The sequence below is a fragment of the Novosphingobium huizhouense genome (assembly GCF_020179475.1).
Classification (GTDB): domain Bacteria; phylum Pseudomonadota; class Alphaproteobacteria; order Sphingomonadales; family Sphingomonadaceae; genus Novosphingobium; species Novosphingobium huizhouense.
Window position 1 is genome coordinate 423,623 of record NZ_JAILXZ010000001.1, and the last position, 19,259, is coordinate 442,881.

Annotated in this window: 21 protein-coding genes; 4 read left to right on the plus strand and 17 right to left on the minus strand. The window is 71.0% G+C overall.

Translation table 11 applies throughout. From position 1 onward, the window contains the following. From mraY to ccmA, 12 genes are all read right to left on the minus strand, one after another. Nucleotides 1-1,065, minus strand: coding sequence for a phospho-N-acetylmuramoyl-pentapeptide-transferase (gene mraY, locus K3A85_RS02120; protein WP_225204846.1), 1,065 nt, complete (start codon nucleotides 1,063-1,065; stop codon nucleotides 1-3). Next, on the minus strand, nucleotides 1,066-2,535 hold the full coding sequence (locus K3A85_RS02125; protein ID WP_225204847.1) for a UDP-N-acetylmuramoyl-tripeptide--D-alanyl-D-alanine ligase: 1,470 nt from the start codon (nucleotides 2,533-2,535) through the stop codon (nucleotides 1,066-1,068). It abuts the gene before it with no gap. Beyond that, nucleotides 2,532-3,983 (minus strand): UDP-N-acetylmuramoyl-L-alanyl-D-glutamate--2,6-diaminopimelate ligase, encoded by a 1,452-nt coding sequence (locus tag K3A85_RS02130; protein ID WP_225204848.1) that lies wholly within the window; start codon nucleotides 3,981-3,983, stop codon nucleotides 2,532-2,534. Before K3A85_RS02130 ends, K3A85_RS02125 begins: the two co-directional genes overlap by 4 nt. Continuing rightward, nucleotides 3,980-5,704, minus strand: coding sequence for a peptidoglycan D,D-transpeptidase FtsI family protein (locus K3A85_RS02135; protein WP_225204849.1), 1,725 nt, complete (start codon nucleotides 5,702-5,704; stop codon nucleotides 3,980-3,982). Before K3A85_RS02135 ends, K3A85_RS02130 begins: the two co-directional genes overlap by 4 nt. Further along, entirely contained in the window at nucleotides 5,701-6,537 is an 837-nt protein-coding gene (locus K3A85_RS02140) for a hypothetical protein (RefSeq protein WP_225204850.1), read from the minus strand. Before K3A85_RS02140 ends, K3A85_RS02135 begins: the two co-directional genes overlap by 4 nt. After that, the gene (gene rsmH / locus K3A85_RS02145; protein WP_225204851.1) at nucleotides 6,534-7,529 is read right to left on the minus strand and encodes a 16S rRNA (cytosine(1402)-N(4))-methyltransferase RsmH; all 996 of its coding nucleotides are present in this window, start codon (nucleotides 7,527-7,529) and stop codon (nucleotides 6,534-6,536) included. The genes K3A85_RS02140 and rsmH overlap by 4 nt, the downstream gene beginning before the upstream one ends. Further along, complete coding sequence (locus tag K3A85_RS02150; protein WP_225204852.1) at nucleotides 7,526-8,026, minus strand: division/cell wall cluster transcriptional repressor MraZ; 501 nt, start codon at nucleotides 8,024-8,026, stop codon at nucleotides 7,526-7,528. The genes rsmH and K3A85_RS02150 overlap by 4 nt, the downstream gene beginning before the upstream one ends. A gap of 326 nt (nucleotides 8,027-8,352) precedes the next feature. After that, nucleotides 8,353-9,126, minus strand: coding sequence for a Gldg family protein (locus tag K3A85_RS02155; protein ID WP_225204853.1), 774 nt, complete (start codon nucleotides 9,124-9,126; stop codon nucleotides 8,353-8,355). Nucleotides 9,127-9,152: 26 nt separating this feature from the next. Further along, nucleotides 9,153-9,506: a hypothetical protein gene (locus K3A85_RS02160; RefSeq protein ID WP_225204854.1), complete on the minus strand. Its 354-nt coding sequence runs from the start codon at nucleotides 9,504-9,506 to the stop codon at nucleotides 9,153-9,155. Between the two features lie 15 nt (nucleotides 9,507-9,521). Continuing rightward, nucleotides 9,522-10,520, minus strand: coding sequence for a cysteine synthase A (locus K3A85_RS02165; RefSeq protein WP_225204855.1), 999 nt, complete (start codon nucleotides 10,518-10,520; stop codon nucleotides 9,522-9,524). A 66-nt stretch (nucleotides 10,521-10,586) separates the two neighbouring features. Then, nucleotides 10,587-11,255, minus strand: coding sequence for a heme exporter protein CcmB (ccmB, locus tag K3A85_RS02170; RefSeq protein WP_225204856.1), 669 nt, complete (start codon nucleotides 11,253-11,255; stop codon nucleotides 10,587-10,589). Then, a complete protein-coding gene (gene ccmA / locus K3A85_RS02175; RefSeq protein ID WP_225204857.1) occupies nucleotides 11,252-11,827 on the minus strand; it encodes a heme ABC exporter ATP-binding protein CcmA in 576 nt (191 codons plus the stop codon). Before ccmA ends, ccmB begins: the two co-directional genes overlap by 4 nt. A gap of 50 nt (nucleotides 11,828-11,877) precedes the next feature. Here ccmA and K3A85_RS02180 point away from each other — a divergent pair, with 50 nt between their 5' ends. Then, entirely contained in the window at nucleotides 11,878-12,180 is a 303-nt protein-coding gene (locus tag K3A85_RS02180; RefSeq protein WP_225204858.1) for a 4a-hydroxytetrahydrobiopterin dehydratase, read from the plus strand. Here the strand turns inward: K3A85_RS02180 and K3A85_RS02185 are convergent. Continuing rightward, nucleotides 12,177-12,971 carry an SDR family oxidoreductase gene (locus K3A85_RS02185; protein WP_225204859.1) on the minus strand — a complete coding sequence of 265 codons (795 nt, stop codon included), beginning with the start codon at nucleotides 12,969-12,971 and terminating at the stop codon, nucleotides 12,177-12,179. The genes K3A85_RS02180 and K3A85_RS02185 overlap by 4 nt on opposite strands. Before the next feature lie 20 nt (nucleotides 12,972-12,991). After that, a complete protein-coding gene (locus tag K3A85_RS02190) occupies nucleotides 12,992-13,609 on the minus strand; it encodes a DNA-3-methyladenine glycosylase family protein (protein WP_225204860.1) in 618 nt (205 codons plus the stop codon). Between the two features lie 124 nt (nucleotides 13,610-13,733). Here K3A85_RS02190 and K3A85_RS02195 point away from each other — a divergent pair, with 124 nt between their 5' ends. Further along, on the plus strand, nucleotides 13,734-14,051 hold the full coding sequence (locus K3A85_RS02195) for a 2Fe-2S iron-sulfur cluster-binding family protein (protein WP_169491729.1): 318 nt from the start codon (nucleotides 13,734-13,736) through the stop codon (nucleotides 14,049-14,051). Between the two features lie 432 nt (nucleotides 14,052-14,483). Here the strand turns inward: K3A85_RS02195 and argC are convergent, their stop codons facing one another. From argC to K3A85_RS02210, 3 genes are read right to left on the minus strand one after another with little or no spacing between them, the layout of a single operon-like run. Then, the gene (argC, locus tag K3A85_RS02200) at nucleotides 14,484-15,413 is read right to left on the minus strand and encodes an N-acetyl-gamma-glutamyl-phosphate reductase (RefSeq protein ID WP_225204861.1); all 930 of its coding nucleotides are present in this window, start codon (nucleotides 15,411-15,413) and stop codon (nucleotides 14,484-14,486) included. Further along, nucleotides 15,410-15,766: an SH3 domain-containing protein gene (locus K3A85_RS02205; protein WP_225204862.1), complete on the minus strand. Its 357-nt coding sequence runs from the start codon at nucleotides 15,764-15,766 to the stop codon at nucleotides 15,410-15,412. Before K3A85_RS02205 ends, argC begins: the two co-directional genes overlap by 4 nt. A 56-nt stretch (nucleotides 15,767-15,822) precedes the next feature. Then, the gene (locus K3A85_RS02210) at nucleotides 15,823-17,232 is read right to left on the minus strand and encodes a leucyl aminopeptidase family protein (RefSeq protein WP_225204863.1); all 1,410 of its coding nucleotides are present in this window, start codon (nucleotides 17,230-17,232) and stop codon (nucleotides 15,823-15,825) included. Between the two features lie 53 nt (nucleotides 17,233-17,285). On the opposite strand from K3A85_RS02210, the gene K3A85_RS02215 reads away from it, so the two are divergent. Then, entirely contained in the window at nucleotides 17,286-18,113 is an 828-nt protein-coding gene (locus K3A85_RS02215) for a DUF4163 domain-containing protein (RefSeq protein ID WP_225204864.1), read from the plus strand. Between the two features lie 52 nt (nucleotides 18,114-18,165). After that, entirely contained in the window at nucleotides 18,166-18,993 is an 828-nt protein-coding gene (map, locus tag K3A85_RS02220) for a type I methionyl aminopeptidase (RefSeq protein ID WP_225204865.1), read from the plus strand. Nucleotides 18,994-19,259 lie beyond the last annotated feature (266 nt).

Here is a 19,259-nt window from a genome sequence, read left to right on the forward strand (position 1 = left end):
TCATCGCACCTTCAGCGTGGCGAGGCCGATCAGCGCGAGCACGATCGACACGATCCAGAAGCGGATCACGACGGTCGATTCCTTCCAGCCAAGCTGTTCGAAGTGGTGGTGGATCGGCGCCATGCGGAATACGCGCTTGCCGGTGCGCCTGTAGACGAAGACCTGCACGATCACCGAGACCGCCTCCATCACGAACAGCCCGCCGACGATCGCGAGCACGATCTCGTGGTGCGCCGACACCGCGATCACGCCCAGCGTGCCGCCCAGCGCAAGGCTGCCGGTATCGCCCATGAACACCGCCGCGGGAGGGGCGTTGAACCACAGGAAGGCGAGCCCCGCCCCCATCACCGCGCCGCAGAAGATCGCCAGTTCGCCCGCTCCCGGCACGTGCGGGATGCCGAGGTAGTGCGCGAAGTCCGAGCGGCCGGCGAGGTAGGCGATGATCGCGAAGGTGCCCGAGGCGATGATCACCGGCATGATCGCGAGCCCGTCGAGCCCGTCGGTCAGGTTCACCGCGTTGCCCGCGCCGACGATCACGAAAGCGGCGAACAGGTAGTAGAACGGCCCCAGCGGAATGTAGAGGTTGCTGAACACCGGCACGTAGAGGTTGGTCTCGGTCACCACCAGCGCGGCGGCGATCCCGGCGACGACGAACTCGCCGAGCAGGCGCACCTTCGCGGACACGCCCTTGTGCGCGTACTTGGTCACCTTGTCGTAGTCGTCGAGGAAGCCGATCAGGCCGAAGCCCCAGGTCACCGCAAGGCAGGCCCAGACATAGCGGCTGGTGACGTCCATCCACAGCAGCAGCCCGAGCGTCGCCGAAATGACGATCATCAGCCCGCCCATCGTCGGCGTGCCGCGCTTGGCGAGGTGGCTCTGCGGGCCGTCCTCGCGGATCGGCTGGCCCTTGCCCTGGCGGATGCGCAGCATGTTGATGAAGCGCGGGCCGATCACGAGGCCGATGAACAGCGCGGTCAGCAGCGCCGCGCCGGCGCGGAAGGTCTGGTAGCGGAAGAGGTTGCTGAACCCCTCGTAGTGAAGCAGGTGCGCCAGCAGGTAGAGCATTCAGTTTTCCCTGGCCGTCAGGGCGCGCACCAGCGCGCCGAGCCCGACCGAATTCGACCCTTTCACGAGGATGGCGTCGCCACCCTGCGGCCCGTGCGCAGCTAGGCATTCCGCCGCTTCGGCCGCCGTCGGGACATGGTCGACTTCGATTGCCCCGGCAAGCGCGCCGCCTTCGCTTTTCCCCAGTGCCTGCGCCAGCGGCGCCATTTCGGCGCCGACCAGGATCACCCGATCGATCTTCGCGGCGAGCAGCGGCCCGGCGAGCTCGCGGTGGTAGCGCGCTTCCTCGGCGCCCAGTTCGCGCATCGCGCCGAGCACAGCGATGCGGCGTGCGGCGGGCGTCGCGCCCAGCTGCTCGATCGTCACGCGCATCGAGGCGGGGTTGGCGTTGTAGCTTTCATCGATCAGCAGCGCCGCGCCCGAGCTGTCGCCGCCGCGCGCCGGCACGGCGTGGCGCGCGCCGCGTCCGGCCAGCCCCTCCATTTCGGCGAGCGCGAGGCCCGCCGCGCCGAGGTCGCCGCCGATCGCCTCGACCGCGGCCATCACCGCCAGCGAATTGGCGACCCAGTGCGCGCCCGGCTGGGCGATCGTGTAGCACAGCTTGCGCCCGCCGAGGTCGGCGGTCACCAGCGTGCCGCCACCGGGCGCCGCCACCGCGTCGAGCAGCCGGGCGTCGGCATGGGCGGCGCTGCCGAAGGCGACGATCCGCGCCGCGTGCCGCTCGGCCTTGGCGCGCAACCGCGCATAGTGGCGGTTGTCCGCCGGAATGATCGCCACCCCGTCCGCCTCGAGTCCCTCGAAGATCTCCGCCTTGGCGTCGGCGATCGCTTCCTCGCCCGAAAAGTGGCCGATGTGCGCCGGCGCAATCGTGGTGATCACCGCCACGTGCGGACGCACCAGCTGCGTCAGCGCGGCGAGTTCGCCCGCATGGTTCATGCCCATCTCGAACACGCCGAAGCTGGTGCGCGCGGGCATCCGCGCAAGGCTCAGCGGAACCCCGACATGGTTGTTGTAGCTCTTGACCGAACGGTGCGCGCGGCCCCGGCTGCCCCGGTCGAGCGCGGCGTAGAGAGCTTCCTTGACCCCGGTCTTGCCGGCCGAGCCGGTCACCCCGATGATCCCCGCATCGACGCGGCTTCGCGCGGCTCTCCCGAGATCCTCAAGTGCGCTCGAGGTATCGGCCACCAGCACGTGCGGGTGGTCGACCGCCCGGTCGACGATCGCGGCCGCCGCGCCCTTGTCGAAGGCGCCGGGCAGGAAGCGGTGCCCGTCGGCGCTCTCGCCCTTCAGCGCGAAGAACAGGTCGCCTTCGCGCACCTCGCGGCTGTCGATCTCGCAGCCGGACACCTGGAAATCGCCCGAAGCGACGCCGCCGGTCGCGGCCGCGATCTCTTCGGCGGTCCACAGCGCGGTGCCGATCGCATCGGCCGGATCGCTCGGCCACGCCATCAGCGCGGGATGGGCGGTCATGCGGTGCACTCCCTGGCTACCTGGACGTCGTCGAACGGCAGCACCCGCACGGCATCGCCGCGGCCGACGATCTGGCCCTGTTCGTGGCCCTTGCCGGCGATCAGCACGATGTCGTCGCGCGCCGCCATGGCGATGGCGGCGGCGATCGCCGCGCGCCGGTCGCCGATTTCCTGCGCCTTCGCATCGCATCCGGCGAGCACCGCCGCGCGGATCGTCGCGGGGTCCTCGCCGCGCGGATTGTCGTCGGTGACGATCACCACGTCCGACCCGGCGCAGGCGCTGCGGCCCATTTCCGGGCGCTTGCCCTCGTCGCGGTCGCCGCCTGCGCCGAACACCGTGATCAGCCGGTCGGCGACGTGCGGGCGCAGCGCCGCGATCGCCGCCTCGATGGCGTCGGGGGTGTGGGCATAGTCGACATAGACCGGCGCGCCTGCGCGGTTGATCGCCGCGCGCTCGAGCCGCCCGCGCACCGGCTGCAGCCGCGCCAGCGCCTCGAACGTCGCGCCGGCCTCGCCGCCGCTCGCCAGCACCAGCCCCGCCGCGACGAGCGCGTTGGCCGCCTGGTAGGCGCCGATCAGCGGCAGCGTCACCTTGCGGCGCGCGCCCTCGTGCTCGAGCTCGAGCACCTGGCCGAGCTGGGTCGGGGTACGGGAGAGCAGGCGGACCGCAGTCCCCTGCTCTCCCACCGTGAGCAGCCGCAACCCCCGTCGCCCGGCGTGCTCGATCGCCTGTGCCGACCAGGCGTCGTCGGCCCAGACGACGGCTGCGCCGTCGGGTGCCACGACCTCGTCGAACAGGCGCATCTTGGCCGCGAAGTAGTCCTCCATCGTCGCATGGTAGTCGAGATGGTCGCGGCTGAGGTTGGTGAACGCGCCCGCGATCACGCGCAGGCCTTCGTTGCGGAACTGGTCGAGCCCGTGGCTCGAGGCCTCGTAGGCGACGTGGGTCACCCCTTCGCGGGCAAGCCCGGTCATGTTCGACAGGAACGTCACGATGTCGGGGGTGGTAAGGCCGGTCGAGACGCTTTCGTCGGCGGTGGTCACGCCCAGCGTGCCGATCGAGGCCGCCGGGTGCCCCGCCATGCGCCACAGCTGGCGGGTCATTTCCACGGTCGAGGTCTTGCCGTTGGTGCCGGTCACCGCGACGATCGTCGCCGGCACCGGCGCGAAGAAGCCCGCCGCCAGCCGCGCGAAGGCGCGCCGCGGCTCGGCGTCGGCGATGTGCGCCGCGCCTTCGACCTTGGCCTCCGGCCGCGCCACCACGGCCACCGCGCCCGCCTTCACCGCGGCGGCGATGAAGTCCTCGCCGTTGAAGCGCGTGCCGGCAAAGGCGCCGAACACCGTGCCCGGCGCCACCTTGCGGTGATCGATGGCAAAGCCGGTCACGTTGGCGTTGTCGTCTCCTGCGAGCGCGAGACCGGCCTGCGCCGCGAGTGTGCCCAGCTTCATTCGCCGTCTCCGTTGCCGACCAGCGGGCTGAGGTCCGAGATGTCGACGTCGCGGGTCGCGTCGGGAACCACGCCGAGCAGCGGCCCGATGCGCGGCACCACGCGGCCCACGACCGGCGCGGCGTTCCACGCCGCGGTGCGCTGGAACGAGGTCGCCTGCGTGCCCTGCGGCTCGTCGAGCATCGCGATCACCACGTAGCGCGGCTTGTCCATCGGGAAGGCCGCGGCGAACGTCGCGATCAGCGAGGTCCGGCGATAGCCCCCGGTGCCCGGCTTCTCCGCCGACCCGGTCTTGCCGCCGACGCGGAAGCCGGGCGCATCGGCCTTCTTGCCGGTGCCGTCCACCACGATCATGCGCAGCAGCTGGCGTAGCCGCGCGCTGGTCGCCGCCTTGAACACGCGGCGCCCCTCGGGCACCTTGTCGGGCGCGACCTTGAACAGCGTCGCCGGGCGATAGACCCCGCCGTTGACCAGCGCGGCATAGGCCGAGGCGAGGTGCAGCGGGCTCACCGCCATGCCGTGGCCGTAGCTCACCGTCATCGTCGTCAGCCGCGCCCAGTCGCCCTTGGGCCAGATCGGGAAGCCGCGCGCGGGCAGCTCGATCGTCGGGCGCTCGTTCATGCCCAGCGCCATCATCGTGCTGCGCAGCGCCGGGCCGCCGAGCTTGTCGGCGACTTGCGCCGTGACGATGTTCGACGAATGGATCAGCGCCTCGGGCACGTTGAGCGAGGCGCCGAAGTTGTGGCTGTCGTGGATGGTGAAGCGGCCGACGTGCAGCGGTCCCGCCGGGTAGCGCACCGCCATGTCGCCGATCACCCCGGCGTCGAGCGCCGAGGCGACCGTGACCGGCTTCATCACCGAGCCGAGCTCGTAGACCTGGTTGGTCACGCGGTTGAACACGAGGTCGTTGAACGCGCGGTCCGAACGGTTGGGATTGAACGAGGGCAGCGAGGCGAGCGCGACCACTTCGCCCGTGTCGACATCGAGCACGATCCCGGCCGCGCCCTTGGCGTTCGATTCCATCATGCCGCGGCCCAGCTCGTCCTCGAGCGCGCCCTGCGCCCGCGCGTCGATCGACAGCGCGAAAGGCTGGCCGCGCTGCGCCGGATCGAGCAGCCGCTGCTGCAGCACCTGCTCCATGCCGACGTGGCCCTCGCCGGCCTCGTCGACATAGCCGAGCACGTGCGCGGCGAGCGAGCCTTGCGGATAATAGCGCTGGTTCTCGCGCGGGAATTCGAGCGCCGGCTCACCCAGCGCGAAGACCCGGTTGGCTTCCTCGGGCAGCACGCGCTTGCGCAGGTAGCTCGGGCGGTCCGACTTGAGCCGCGCCACGAGGTCGGCATAGTCGGCGTCGGGGAAGATCGCCAGCAGCGCCTTGGCCACCTCCTCGGGGGTCTTGACCAGCGGCGATCCGCCCTCGCCCAGCGCCTTGGGGTTGTACCACAGCGAATAGGAGGGAAACGCGCGCGCCAGCACCACGCCGTTGCGGTCGGTGATCTCGCCGCGCGGCGGCAGCAGCGCCTCGGCCATCGAGCGGCGCTCGGGCGCGTCCTCGAACAGCCCGAGCTGGGCGATGCGCACCAGCGCGGTCAGCGTTGCGAAGACGAACAGCAGCAGCACCCACAGCGCGCGCACTTTCGCGGTCACCAGCGACCGCTGGCGGACGTTGGCCAGCTGGACGCGGCCAGACGCGATCGCGGCGGAGGCGGTCAGCGCGTTCACTTGGCCTTCTTCACCTCCTTCTTCGCCACCGTCGCGGCGGGCTTCTTCGCCACCGCCGCGGCAGGCTTCTTCGAAGCGACCGCGACCGGCTTCTTCGCCGCAGCCGCCGCCGAAGCGGTCTTCTTCGCGCCTTCAGGCTTAGTCGCCGAGGCGACTTTGGCGGAAGGCTTGGCCGCGCGCTTGTCCACCGGCTTGTCCTTCGCAGCCCCGTCCTTCGCCGGCCCGTCCTTCGCCGATTTGTCCTTCGCCGGCTTCTTCGCGGGCGCGTCGCCCGCCTCGTCGTCCTTGGCGACGAGCTGGCGGATGCGCGGTGTGACCGGCGCCTCGTCGCCATGGTCGACTCGCGCCAGCCGCGCGCCGAGCGAGGCGGCCGCGCGCGCGTGATCGACCTTGGCCGGGGCGGGTTCGTCCTCGTCCGCGCCGGCGCCGAGCGGCTTGCCCGACAGCGGCGAGACCATCGCCGGGAACGCGGCCTGGGCCACGACCGCATCGTCGGCGCTCGCCACCCGGATCGGCTCGGGCGCATCGGGCTCGGCCGGCTTCGACAGCGCGGCGAGCTGGCGCTCGTTCTCGAGATACTGCCCGGCGGTCGGCGCGACATAGCCGAACTCGACGTCGTTCCAGGCCTTGAGCTGCTGCTGGTTGGCGCGCGTCTCGAACTCGGTCTCGAGGTACATCTTCTCCTGCCGCAGCGCGACGATCTTCAGCTCGGCGTGCCGGACCTGGCTGCGCAGCGCGTTGACCCGGAAGGCGAGCACCATGACCAGCGCGGCGCAGATCGCGAGCAGCGCGAGCCAGCCGATCGAGCGCATGCGATGGGCGGTGACGATCATGCCGCGATGCTCCCTTGGTGCTCCCGCGCCGGAGCGGACGTGCGGACCGCCCAGCGCAAGGTTGCCGACCGCGCGCGCGGGTTGCGCGCCTCTTCGGCAGCGCTCGGACGGATCGCTGCCGAAGGCTTCTCGAAAACGGGCGTCAGGGTGGGCGCGGCCTGCGGCAGGTGGCGCGAGCCCCCCGGCGTCGCGCCCGCGGCCTCGCGCAGGAACTGCTTGACGATGCGGTCTTCCAGGCTGTGGAACGTGACCACCGCCAGCCGCCCGCCCGGCGCCAGCACCTTCTCGGCGGCGGCAAGCCCGGCCGCCAGCTCGTCGAGCTCGCCGTTGACGTGGATGCGCACCGCCTGGAAGCTGCGGATCGCCGGATCCTTGGGAGCATTCTTTCCGCGCATCCCCGGGACATAGCCGAGAGCCTTGCGCACCACCGCGGCGAACTGCCCGGTCGTCGAAAGCGGCCGCGCCGCGACGATCGCGCGCGCCACCCGGCGCGACTGACGTTCTTCCCCGTAGCGGTAGAGGACGTCGGCAATTTCCCCCTCGTCGGCTTCGTTCAGGAAATCGGCCGCGCTCGGCCCCTCCTGCGACATCCGCATATCGAGCGGCCCGTCGACCGAAAAAGCAAACCCCCGCGCGCCCTCGTCGATCTGCATCGAGGACACCCCGATATCGAGCACGACACCCTGAACCTGCGCAATTCCGGCCTCGGCGAGGCCTTCGGCAAGCTCGGAGAAGCGCCGGTGGTGGAGCACCAGGCGCACAGGTTCTCCACAGGTTTCTCCCCAGGCGGCCCCCGCGGCGATCGCGTGCGGGTCGCGATCGAAGGCGTGGACGGTCGCGCCGGCGGCGAGCAGGCGCCGGCTGTAGCCGCCCGCGCCGAACGTGCCGTCGACGATCACCGCACCGGGAACCGGGGCGAGCGCCGCTTCGACCTCGTCGAGCAGCACGGGGATGTGCGGCGCGTTTTCGGGAAGGTCGGGATAATGCCTCACTTGCGCCGCCCCTTGCCGGCGGCCTCGGCCATCAGCGCGCGGCAGGTCGCCTTGGCGGCGTCCCAGCCCGGGCCCATGCCGAACAGCACGTCGGGCGCCCAGATGGTGAAGTGCGATCCGCCGCCGTGGAAGTACAGCGCCTCGCCGATCGAGGCCTGTTCGCCGAGGTGGTCGGGCAGGACGAAACGACCCGATTCGTCGAAGCTCACGCGCATGAAGCCGAACAGCTGCGCGGCGCGCATGTCGGCATCGAAGTCCTCGCGCCGCTCGAGCGCGACGCGTTCCTCGTGGGCGATCTGCTCGGCGAAGCTTTCGGCGCGGGACAGGCCGAAACCGACGAGGCAGGGATGCTTGGAGTGCTTGTCGAGGCACAGCACGCGCTGGCCGGCCGAAGCGTCGCGCACCGTGCTGCGGAAGTCCGCGGGGAGGACGAAGCGGCTCTTTTCGCCGCGCGGCGAAAAGCCCTGACCCCAGTAATTTGACGGCCCTCCAGCCACGTCAAAAGCCCCCGCGCGCGGGACAAAAGCTCCAGCCTTCCGGCAAGCGCATGGCGCTGCCGACCATCCCCCGCGGATGCGACATGGAATTCGTCCCGATGAAGAGAAGTCTTAACTCGGGAAGCTGCGGGCGACAACGGGATTTTGCGGGAAATTGCGGCCAAGCGTTCGTTTTCTTGGCCTTTCCCTTCGCCCGAGCCTGGCCACGGCGGCCCGCGACGCCACCCGGCGCGCGCCCGCGGCCCACGCATTCCCGCCGTTTTCCGCATGGCGAAGCGCCCGCCCGGCATGGCCGGTCGCCCGCCTGCCCGTGTTTTCCCGCAAGTCTAGCGCGGCGTCGTCCCGAACGCCTGCGCCGCCATCGCCTGCAGCGCCGCCGCGCTCCCCGGCGGCGAATCGCCCGCCTCGAGCAGTGCCGCGTCGGCGATCGCGAGGACCCGGCCACGGCCGATGCGGCACGCCGCGCCCAGCCCCGCGCGCACGATCCGGCACTGCGGGAGCTCGCCCCCGCCAGCGCTAGCGCCGGCGACAATCGGCGCCAGCGCGAACCGGCCGGCCAGATTGCTGGCGAACCCGCTGCCCGCGATTTCCCGCAGGCCCGCCGGCTGCGTCTCGTCGAAGCGCAGGACGAGGCCCCAGTGCGCCAGGATCGGCGAGAGCAGCACCACGTCCTGGGGCCGCCGCGGATCGCCAAGCGCAAAGCGGCTCGGCGCGGTCAGCATCGGGTCGGCGAACAGCAGCAGGCGCCCGCCGCGGCGGACCCAGCGGTCGAGCGCGACGTTCTCGGCGGGGTCGAGCGGCCGCGGCTGCGCCATCATCAGCAGGCGCAACCGGTCGAGCCGCGCGTCGCGCAAGGTATCAAGCGGGCGCAGCCGGTAGCGCGCCTCGAGCGCGGCGCGGATCGGCGACGGCGTGCGCTCGGCGGCAAGCTGCGCGGTCAGGTCGTCGGCTTCGGACCAGAGCAGCGGCAGGCTGGTGAACAGCCCGAGTTCGGGCCTCGCGCCGGGCGGCACCGCCGCCGCCGGGTCGCCGGGGCCGGTCGCCGGGTAACGGGCCCGGCTCGCCACCAGCGCCGCCGCGACGAGCAGCACCGGCGCCACCGCCAGCGCGATCGTGCGGATGCGGCTCAGGGCTTGCGGCGGCTGGCGGGCGGCGCGGCCGGCGCGGCGCCGCCGACCGGAAGCTCGGGCGCCACGCCCATGTCGACCAGCGGGTCGTTGGCGGCCGCGCTCGAGGTCAGCGCCGCCTCGGGCGTCGCCGCGGCGGAATCGCCTGCCTGGGCGCGGTCCATGATGACATTGGCGAGGCTGACCAGCAGCAGCATCCCGGCAAGCCCGAACAGCCCGACCTGCAGCCGGTGCACGGCCTGCGCCCGCAGCGCGCGCGGGCTCAGCGGAACATGGTGAAGCGGCGCGACCGGCGTCTCCGCCAGAGCAGCGGCGCTCGGTGTCTTGCGCGAGGGGATGCCGGGAAACGCCATCCCGGAAATACTAGCCTATTGCTTCAGCCAGGGAAAGACCGGCAGGCCCTTGGCCTCGAGCCAGGCCGGATTGTAGAGCGAGGACAGGTAGCGGAAGCCGGTGTCGCACAGGATCGTGGCGACGCGGCTGCCCTTGCCCAGCTGCCTGGCGAGCGCGACCGCGCCGGCCACGTTGATCCCGCTCGACAGCCCCAGGCACAGCCCTTCCTCGGCCAGCAGCCGCTGCACCCAGTAGAGCCCGTCCTCGTCCGAGATGCGGAACTGGGTGTCGATCGGCGCGCCTTCGAGGTTGGCGGTGATGCGGCCCTGCCCGATGCCTTCGGCGACCGACGAGCCTTCGGCCTTGAGCTCGCCGTTGGCGTAGTAGTTGTAAAGCGCCGCGCCGTGCGGATCGGTCAGCGCGATCGTCACCTTCTCGTCGAACGATTTGAGGCCAAGGCCCGTGCCCGCGATCGTCCCGCCGGTGCCCGCCGCGCAGGTGAAGCCGTCGATGCGGTGCTCCATCTGCTCCCAGATCTCGGGCGCGGTGCTTTCGATGTGCGCGCGGCGGTTGGCGATGTTGTCGAACTGGTTGGCCCAGATCGCGCCGTCGGTCTCCTCGGCGATGCGGCGCGAGGTGTGGACGAAGTGCCCGGGGTTCGAGAACGGCGCCGCCGGCACCAGCACCAGTTCCGCGCGCAGCGCGCGCAGCGTGTCCATCTTCTCGCGCGATTGCGTCTCGGGCATCACGATCACGGTCTTGTAGCCGAGCGCATTGGCAACCAGCGCCAGGCCGATGCCGGTGTTGCCCGCCGTGCCTTCGACGATCGTCCCGCCGGGCTTGAGCAGCCCCTTCTCCTCGGCGTCGCGCACGATCCACAGCGCCGCCCGGTCCTTCACCGAAGCGCCGGGATTGGCGAACTCGCACTTGCCGTAGATCTCGCACCCGGTCTCCTCGGACGGGCCGGCAAGGCGGACGAGCGGCGTGTTGCCGATCAGCGAAAGCGAACTGGGAGAAAGCGCAGCAACGGTCATGCCGCCCGAGTTAGGGCGCGCCCGGGCAATCTACAACGAAATTGCGCTTGGGGGCCGGCAAGTCCGCTATTCCCGCCCGGCGCGGATCGCCGCCCCGCCGGCAAACGGCGCGATCGCCAGCGCGGCAAGGCTGCTCGCGGCCAGCAGCGCAAGGCCGCCCTCGCCGCCCGGTTGCAGCGACCCCGCGCCGAAGATCAGCAGCGGCACCGCCAGCGGGATCGCCAGCATGCCGCCCAGCGCAGACCCTGCGCGCAGGCCCGCGGTCAGCGCGGCGATCGTCACGCCGATCGCGGCAAGGCCGGGCGTTCCCAGCAGCAGCCCCTGCTCGATCGTCACCAGCTGCGCGCGGCTGAGCGAAAGCAGCCCGGCCGAGATCGGCGCGGCCAGCATCAGCGGCACCCCGAAGCTCAGCCAGTGCGCCACGATCCGCACCGCCAGCACCCCTTCCTCGGCCAGCCCGCGCAAGGCCCACTGGTCGAAGAAGCCCGCCTCGACATCGGGCTCGACCAGCCGGTCGAGCGGCAGGATCGCGGCAAGCAGCGCCGCCACCCAGATCACGCCGGCGCCGGTGCGGGCGAGCAGCCTGGCGTCGGGGCCGACGGCGAAGGGGAACAGCATCGCGACCGCCAGGAAGAACAGCAGCGGCAGCACCGCCCCGCCGCGGCCCAGCGCGCCTTTCAGCAGGATCGAAAGGTCGCGCACGAAGATCGCGCGCAAGGCCGCGCCGGTCCTCACGGCAGGTGCTCCAGCAGCGAGATCGTGCGCAGCCGCTGCAGCTCCAGCGGCTGGTGCGAGGCGATCACCGCGATCCCGCCCACCGCGCGATGCGCCTCGATCGCCGCCTGCGCCGCCGCGCCCCAGTGCGTGTCGAGCCCGTTCAGCGGCTCGTCGAGCAACCAGACTTTGGCCGGGCTGGCCGCCAGCCGGGCGAGCGCGGCGCGCTTGCGCTGCCCGGTCGAGAGGTAGCCCACGGGCACCTCGCGCAAGTCCTCGAGCCCGAAGTCGGCGCGCGGTTGCTCCCCGCCGTCGATCCGCTGCCAGAACGCCAGCGCCTCGCCCAGCGGCTGGTGCGCATCGAGCGCGGGCCGTTCGTCGCACAGCGCCAGCGCGCCGGCGCGCTCGACATGTCCCCAGGCCGGCCGCAGCAACCCGGCAAGGATGCGGATCACGCTCGACTTGCCGATGCCGTTGGGGCCCGCCAGATGCAGCGCCTCGCCCGCCTTCAGCTCGAACGACAGAGCGCGCACCAGCACCCGGTCGCCGCGCCGGCAGGCGATGTCGTAGGCAGCGAGGCGGGCGGCTTGCATGGGCCTGCGCGATAGGGGAAAGGACGGAGCCTGCCAAGGAGAGCGAAACAATGGCCGTCCAGCGCCTGTCCCCGTCAGAAGTCGCCACCGTGCTCGCCGACCACCCCGGCTGGACCCTGCGCGAGGACGGCCTCGCCCTCGTCCGCACCTTCCGCTTCGCCGACTTCAACGAAGCCTTCGCCTTCATGACCCGCGTCGCCCTCGAAGCCGAAAAGACCGACCACCACCCCGAATGGTTCAACGTCTACAACCGCGTCGAGGTCACCCTGACCACCCACGACGCCGGCGGGATCAGCCCCCGCGACGCCGCCATGGCCGCGGCCATGGACCGGTTCGCGCCGCTGATGCCCTAGAGCGCGCCGGCGCGCCCGCGCACCTGCTTGCGCACCAGCCCCGGCAGCAGCCGCGCAAACAGCGCCATGCGCCTGGCCGTCGGGCCGACGAGCGTGTGCAGCTTGTCCCCGTGCACCGCCGCCCAGGCCGCTTGCGCCACGTCGCTCACCGGGCTGATCTCGAGCCCCGCGCCCTTCACCCGCGAGCGGATGTCCTCGTTGCTCGCGCGGTTGGCGTTGTGGTCGAGCAGCGGCGTGTCGATGAACGCCGGCATCAGGTCGCGCACCGCGATGCCCTCGCCCGCCCATTCGCCGTCGAGCGATTCGGTCACCGCGCGCACCCCGAACTTGGTCGCCGAATAGACGCAGGCGCCGGGCGTGCCGTAGATCCCCGCCGCGCTCGCGGTGTTGAGCAGCACCGATCCCGGCGCGCTCGCCTTGAGCCAGGGGTGCGCCGCCTGCGCGCCGAAGATCACGCCCTTGAGGTTGATGTCGAGCACCCGCTCGATCTCGTCGCTCGCAAGGTCAGCGAGCGGCCCGCCGACCGGCACGCCGGCATTGTTGAACACCACGTCGATCCGCCCGCCCGCCGCTTTCGCGAAGTCGGCCAGCGCCGCGTCCCACCCCGCCCGGTCGCGCACGTCGAGCTTGTGGCACGAGCTTTTCCCGGCCGGCAGCAAGGCCGCGGTCTCCGCCATGCCGCCCTCGTTGACGTCGGCCAGCCCGACGAACCAGCCCTCCTGCGCGAAGCGCTGCGCCACCGCGCGGCCGATGCCCGATGCGCCGCCGGTGATGAAGATCGCCTTTCCCATGGTCTCCCCCCTCGTTCCGGTCACAGCGCCGGATTGTTGTAGCAATGCCAGGTGAAGATCGCCGCCGCCCCGCGATGCGGCCGCCAGCCTTCGGCAAGCTCGCGCGTCAGCTTCTCGCTCGGCCGTTCCTCGAGCCCCAGCAGCTTGGCGAGGCCCGCCTGCACGGCAAGATCGCCCGCCGGCCAGATGTCGGCCCGCCCTTCGGCGAACAGCAGGTAGATCTCCGCCGACCAGCGCCCGATGCCCTTGATCTTGATCAGCTCGGCGATCGCCGCCTCGTCATCCTCGGGGAGCGCGTCGAGATCGAGCTCGCCCGACACCACCAGTTCGCACAAGGACCGGGCATAGCCCTGCTTCTGGCGCGAGAGGCCGCAGGCGCGCAGCGCGTCGAAGTCCGCAGCGAGCAGGTCGTGCGGCGGCAGGTCCTCGCCCAGCAGCGCCTCGAGCTTGGCCCAGACCGAGGCCGCCGCCGCCACGCTCACCTGCTGCCCCACGATCGTGCGCAGCAGCGTGGCATAGCCGGTCGGGCGGAGGCGCGGCTCGGGATAGCCGACGCGCCCGATCGCCGCGGCCATTGCCGGATGCCGGCCCGCGATGAAATCGAGCCCTTCCCTGATCTGATCCGCGCTCAGTCCCATTGCCTTGCACCCTTCTCGTCCCTGCGCGCCGTGCGACCTTGCCAAAGCCCAGGCGACGCGATAGCAGCCCGCCCCGAACGGGAACAGTGGGGGCGGCAAGGCTCCCTGACAGGAGACCTGGACAATGCCGAAGCTTGTTGTCGTGAACCGCGCGGGTGAAGAAAAGACCATCGACGCCGACGCCGGCCTGTCGGTGATGGAAGCCATCCGCGACAACGGCTTCGACGAACTGCTGGCGCTGTGCGGCGGCTGCTGCTCGTGCGCCACCTGCCACATCTACGTCGACCCCGCCTTCGCCGACAAGGTTCCGGCGATGAGCGAGGACGAGAACGACCTGCTCGACAGCTCGGACCACCGCAACGAAACCTCGCGCCTGTCGTGCCAGGTCCAGATCACCGGCGACCTCGACGGCCTCAAGGTCACGATCGCGCCGGAAGACTGATCCTTCGGTTCAGGCTGAGCAAAAGGCCCGCGCTCCATCGGATGCGCGGGCTTTTTTGTGCCTGCGGCGAGGTCGCGCACGGATGATCGCAATTGGGCGGGGAGCAGAAGTGCGCTCTTCCCGGATCATCCTCCCCTGACAGGGGAGGTGGCGCCCCGAACGGGGCGACGGAGGGGTAGCCCCCTCGCGCCAACGATCGCGTTCGCGGGTTACCCCTCCACCGCCCTTCGGACGGTCCCCCTCCCCTTCCCGGGGAGGATGGCCGAAACCTCTGCAACGGGGCGCAAGCGGACCCTTCAACGCAGGCTTCGCATCGAAAGACCGCGCCAGGAAGCCGCCCGCCCTGGGCCTGTCGAAGGGCTGCGCTTTCCTTTGGCGGTCTCGCGCTCGCTGCGCCGAACAAGGGCAGCAACGCCAACACAATCGGCCGGATTAGAGCCGCAACCCCGCCGTCTCGTCCAGCCCGGCCATCAGGTTGAGGCTCTGCACCGCCGCCCCGCTCGCGCCCTTGCCGAGGTTGTCGAGCACCGCCACCAGCCGCGCCTGTTCGCCATCGGCGCTGCCCATCACATGCAGCGTCAGCCCGTCCCATGGCTCCATCGAAGCGCGCATCAGCATCTCGCCATCGGCGGGCAGGTCCTGCGCCACGGTCACGACCTTCGAGCCTTCGTAGAACTGCGTCAGCGCCGCGCGCAGCAGTTCGGGCGGCACGCTGCCCGGCATCACCCCCAGCGGCAGCGGGATTTCGACGACCATGCCGCGATGCGCCGCGACCACCGCCGGGCTGAACAGCGGCGGGATCATCAGCCCCGCATAGCGCTGCATCTCGGGCACGTGCTTGTGCCCGAAATTGAGGCCATAGCCTCGCCAGGCGATGTCGCGGTCGTCCTCGAACCGCCCGATCAGCGCCTTCCCGCCGCCCGAATAGCCCGACACGGCATGCACGCTGTACGGCCAGGCCGCCGGCAGCAGCGCATTGTGGACGAGCGGCGCGAGCAGGGCGATGAACCCGGTCGGATAGCACCCGGGATTGGACACGCGCCTCGCCCCGGCGACCGTCTCGCGCCCGACGATCTCGGGAAAGCCGTAGGTCCACCCCTCGGCCACGCGGTGCGCGGTCGAGGCGTCGATCACGCGGGTGCGGTCGTTGGCGATCATCGCCACCGCGTCCCTTGCCGCATCGTCGGGCAGGCACAGGATCACGACATCGGCGTCGTTGATCGCCTCGCGGCGCGCCGCATCGTCCTTGCGCCGCGCCTCGTCGAGCGTGATGAGGGCGAACTCGGCTCGCCCGGCCAGCCGCTCGGCGATCTCCAGCCCGGTTGTGCCGACCGCGCCGTCGATGAAGACCGAGGTCGTCACAGCGCCTGCAACGCCGTCAGCGGCAGGTAGCCGACGAAGCCGTCGTCGCCCTGTTGGCCCCACGCGCGGCCGCCCGCCATGTCGAGCACGTTGAAGATTTCCCCCGCCGCCAGTTCGACGATCGGCTCGCCGTCGTCCTGCCCGGTCTTGCGCAGCACGACCGGCTCCAGCACGACATGCGGCATCGGCACCGCATAATGCGGCACGAAGACCTTTCCGGCGAGCGCCACGTGCGCAAGGTCGCCACGCACCGGGCGGTGCAGCGGGTCGAGCGTGACCGAGGGGCCGGACAGCGCCAGCTCGCCGGAACCCGGCGTCTGGTCGATCAGGGAAGCTTCGTTCGATGCGGGCAAGTCTGCGCCTTCGCCAAAAAGGAAAGCCGCGCGCTTACTGGCATCGCTCCGCCGGTTCAAGCGCCGAACCGTTCGAGCAGGAGTCCCCAGGCGGCGCGCAGGCCCAGCGCATCGCCGCCCTTGGGCCGCCCGGGCTTGGCCGCGGGGCGCCAGGCGAACGTGTCGAAATGCGCCCAGTCGATCCCCTCGCCGACGAAGCGGTCGAGGAACAGCGCCGCGACGCTCGCCCCGGCGAACCCGCCCGAAGGCGAATTCTGCAGGTCGGCCACATCGGACTTGAGCCATTCGCGATAGCCGTCGTGCAGCGGCAGGCGCCAGCACGGATCGTCGCGCTCCAGCCCCTTGCGCAGCAGCGCCTCGGCGGTCGTGTCGGCCCTCGCGAACATCGCCGGCAGGTCCGGCCCCAACGCCACCCGCGCCGCACCGGTCAGCGTGGCGAAGTCGATGACGAGGTCGGGCTTCAGCTCGCTCGCGCGGGTCAGCGCATCGCCCAGCACCAGCCGCCCTTCGGCATCGGTGTTGGTGACCTCGACGCTCAGCCCCTGCCGCGTGCGCAGCACGTCGCCCGGGCGCATGGCATTGCCCGAGATCGCATTTTCCACCGCCGGGACCAGCAGGTGCAGCCGCACCTTCAGTCCCTGGCCCATCACCAGCCCGGCCAGCGCCAGCGCATGAGCCGCGCCGCCCATGTCCTTCTTCATCAGCGCCATGCCCGACGATGGCTTGATGTCGAGCCCGCCCGAATCGAAGCAGACCCCCTTGCCGATCACGGCCACGCGCGGATGCGCCGGGTCGCCCCATTCGAGCTCGATCAGCCGCGGCGCGTGGTGGCGCGAGGCGGCGCGCCCGACCGCGTGGATCATCGGGTAGTCACGTTCGAGCACATCGCCCGCATGGACGTGCACGCTCGCATGGTGCGCCTTGGCGAGCGCGCGCGCCTCGGCCTCGAGCGCGGCCGGCCCCATGTCCTCGGCGGGCGTGTTGACGAGATCGCGCACCGTCATCACCGCGCCCGCTTCGGCGAGCGCCGGCTCGATCGCCTTGACCGCCTTCGTCAGCAGCACGCGCGGCTCGTTCGGTTTCGGCTCCTTGCGATAGCGGTCGAAGCGGTACTGCGCGGTCAGCCAGCCGTGCAGCGCGCGCGCCACCCCCGCGCCTTCGCCGCCGAGCGCCTCCTCGCGCGCCAGCCGGTAGGTTCCGCCCGGCAAGGTCTCGGCCAGCTTGGCAAGGCACCAGCTCGAAAGGGAGGCGGTATCGGGAACGCCGCCCACCGCGAACCAGCCATCGCCATCGGGCACGATCGCGACCTCGTAGCCGCCGCCTTCGAACTTCTGCGCCGCGAGCGCGGAACGTTGTCCGGCGTTCAGCGTCTTGAGCCAGTCGTCGAACCCGCCCTTGTCGACGAGGTGGAGGGCAATGGCGCTCTGGCCCTGATCGGGCTGGATCAATGCGTTTCTGTCGGTCATCCTGCGGCCGACCTTGCAGCAGCCGCGCCATCAGCGCGAGAGGAAAACGATCCGTGAAAGCGACTTTCGCCTGCCCCGCCCTCCTTCTCGTCCTCGCCGCCTGCGGCCAGGGCGCGCCGACTTCCGGCGCGCCTTCGCCCGGCGCCAGCGCCGCCGCGGCGCCCGAGCCTTCCGCGCCGCCTGCGCCCCCGCCGGCGGCGCCCGCCGCCACCGCGCGCAGCGTCAAGCAGGCCAACGACCTCTACCAGTTCGCCTATGCCTATCCCGCCGCGGCCGCCGCGATTCCGGCGCTCAAGGCGCAGCTCGACGCCGATCTCGCGAAGCAGCAGGCCGAGCTCGCCCGGGAAACCGCCGCGGCGCGCGCCGATGCCAAGGCCAACGACTACCCCTACCACCCTTACGAATCCTCGACCGAATGGAAGGTCGTCACCGACCTCCCCGGCTGGCTCAGCCTCTCGACCCTGCTCGGCTCCTACTCGGGCGGCGCGCATTCCAACTATGCCTACGACGCGATCCTGTGGGACAAGCAGGCCGGCCGCCGCGTCCCCGCGATCGAGCTGTTCACCTCGAAGGCCGCGCTCAAGGCGGCGATCACCCGGCCGTTCTGCGCCGCGCTCGATCGCGCCCGCCGCCAGAAGCGCGGCGCCGACTGGAAGCCCGGCGGCGACATCAGCGAATTCGACAGCTGCATCGACCCGCTCGAACAGGTCCTGATCCTCGGCTCGGCGGGCGGCAAGGGCTTCGACCGGATCGGCTTCCTCATCGCCCCCTACAACGCCGGCCCCTTCGCCGAGGGCAGCTACGAGGTGACCCTGCCCGTCACCCCGGCCGTGCTCGTCGCGGTCAAGCCCGCCTATCGCGCCGCCTTCGTTGCGCAATGAAACGTAACCCTGCCGCCTCGCAATTTGCCGCGATGATCGCTACATCGCGGGAATGACCGAATATGTGACCGCCGACGAAACCGACGTCCAGCCGCGCGACGGCACCATCAAGCTGCACGGCCCCGCCGGGTTCGAAGGCATGCGCAAGGCCGGCCGCCTCGCCGCCGAGATCCTCGATGCGCTCGCCCCGCTCGTCGTGCCCGGCGCGCGCACCGACCATCTCGACGACGTCGTGCGCCAGATGACGCTCGACGGCGGCGCGATCCCGGCGACGCTCGGCTATCGCGGCTATACCCATTCGTGCTGCATCTCGATCAACCACGTCGTCTGCCACGGCATCCCCTCGGACAAGACGCTCAAGGACGGCGACATCGTCAACATCGACGTCACCCCGCTGCTCGATGGCTGGCACGGCGATTCCAGCCGCATGTACCTCGTCGGCGACGTGTCGCTGAAGGCGCGGCGGCTGGTCGAGGTGACCCACGAATGCCTGATGATCGGCATCGAGCAGGTGCGGCCCGGCGCGCGCCTCGGCGACATCGGCGCGGCGATCCAGGAGCATGCCGAACGCCACCGCTACGGCGTGGTGCGCGAATTCTGCGGCCATGGCCTCGGCCGCCTGTTCCACGATGCGCCCGAGGTGGTCCACGCCGCCCGCGCCGGCACCGGCCCCGAATTGAGGCCCGGCATGTTCTTCACCATCGAGCCGATGATCAACCTCGGCAAGCCGGGAGTGAAGATCCTCGACGACGGCTGGACGGCGGTCACCCGCGACCGTTCGCTCTCGGCGCAGTTCGAGCACTCGATCGGCGTCACCGAGGACGGCTGCGAGATCTTCACGCTCAGCCCCGCGGGCCTCGACAAGCCGCCTTACGCCTGAACGGCGGCGCGCGCAGTGCTGCCCAAAAAACGGGCAGCGCCTGCGTAAAATTTGTGCACGAAAAAATCGCGGCGACGTAACTTTATGGCGCGAGCCGCGGCCAACTCATTCGCTTTGTTGCCCAGCCTGCACAATTCCCGCTTTCGCAACCGCGAGCGATGGCCTAGTGAAAACCTCTAGAGCGTGGCACGATTCTTGTTAGGTCGGGCCACAAGGGACAACCGCCCGCCGCATCTAGTGCGGCCGGCCTGGCGTTGCAGGGGTCT

Excerpts from the sequence above, each read along its gene's own strand:
- mraY (WP_225204846.1), bottom strand. The coding sequence starts at position 1,065 with ATGCTCTACCTGCTGGCGCACCTGCTTCACTACGAGGGGTTCAGCAAC.
- K3A85_RS02125 (WP_225204847.1), bottom strand. The coding sequence starts at position 2,535 with ATGACCGCCCATCCCGCGCTGATGGCGTGGCCGAGCGATCCGGCCGAT.
- K3A85_RS02130 (WP_225204848.1), bottom strand. The coding sequence starts at position 3,983 with ATGAAGCTGGGCACACTCGCGGCGCAGGCCGGTCTCGCGCTCGCAGGA.
- K3A85_RS02140 (WP_225204850.1), bottom strand. The coding sequence starts at position 6,537 with ATGATCGTCACCGCCCATCGCATGCGCTCGATCGGCTGGCTCGCGCTG.
- K3A85_RS02160 (WP_225204854.1), bottom strand. The coding sequence starts at position 9,506 with ATGGCGTTTCCCGGCATCCCCTCGCGCAAGACACCGAGCGCCGCTGCT.
- K3A85_RS02165 (WP_225204855.1), bottom strand. The coding sequence starts at position 10,520 with ATGACCGTTGCTGCGCTTTCTCCCAGTTCGCTTTCGCTGATCGGCAAC.
- ccmA (WP_225204857.1), bottom strand. The coding sequence starts at position 11,827 with ATGCAAGCCGCCCGCCTCGCTGCCTACGACATCGCCTGCCGGCGCGGC.
- K3A85_RS02180 (WP_225204858.1), top strand. The coding sequence starts at position 11,878 with ATGGCCGTCCAGCGCCTGTCCCCGTCAGAAGTCGCCACCGTGCTCGCC.
- K3A85_RS02185 (WP_225204859.1), bottom strand. The coding sequence starts at position 12,971 with ATGGGAAAGGCGATCTTCATCACCGGCGGCGCATCGGGCATCGGCCGC.
- K3A85_RS02190 (WP_225204860.1), bottom strand. The coding sequence starts at position 13,609 with ATGGGACTGAGCGCGGATCAGATCAGGGAAGGGCTCGATTTCATCGCG.
- K3A85_RS02195 (WP_169491729.1), top strand. The coding sequence starts at position 13,734 with ATGCCGAAGCTTGTTGTCGTGAACCGCGCGGGTGAAGAAAAGACCATC.
- K3A85_RS02210 (WP_225204863.1), bottom strand. The coding sequence starts at position 17,232 with ATGACCGACAGAAACGCATTGATCCAGCCCGATCAGGGCCAGAGCGCC.
- map (WP_225204865.1), top strand. The coding sequence starts at position 18,166 with ATGACCGAATATGTGACCGCCGACGAAACCGACGTCCAGCCGCGCGAC.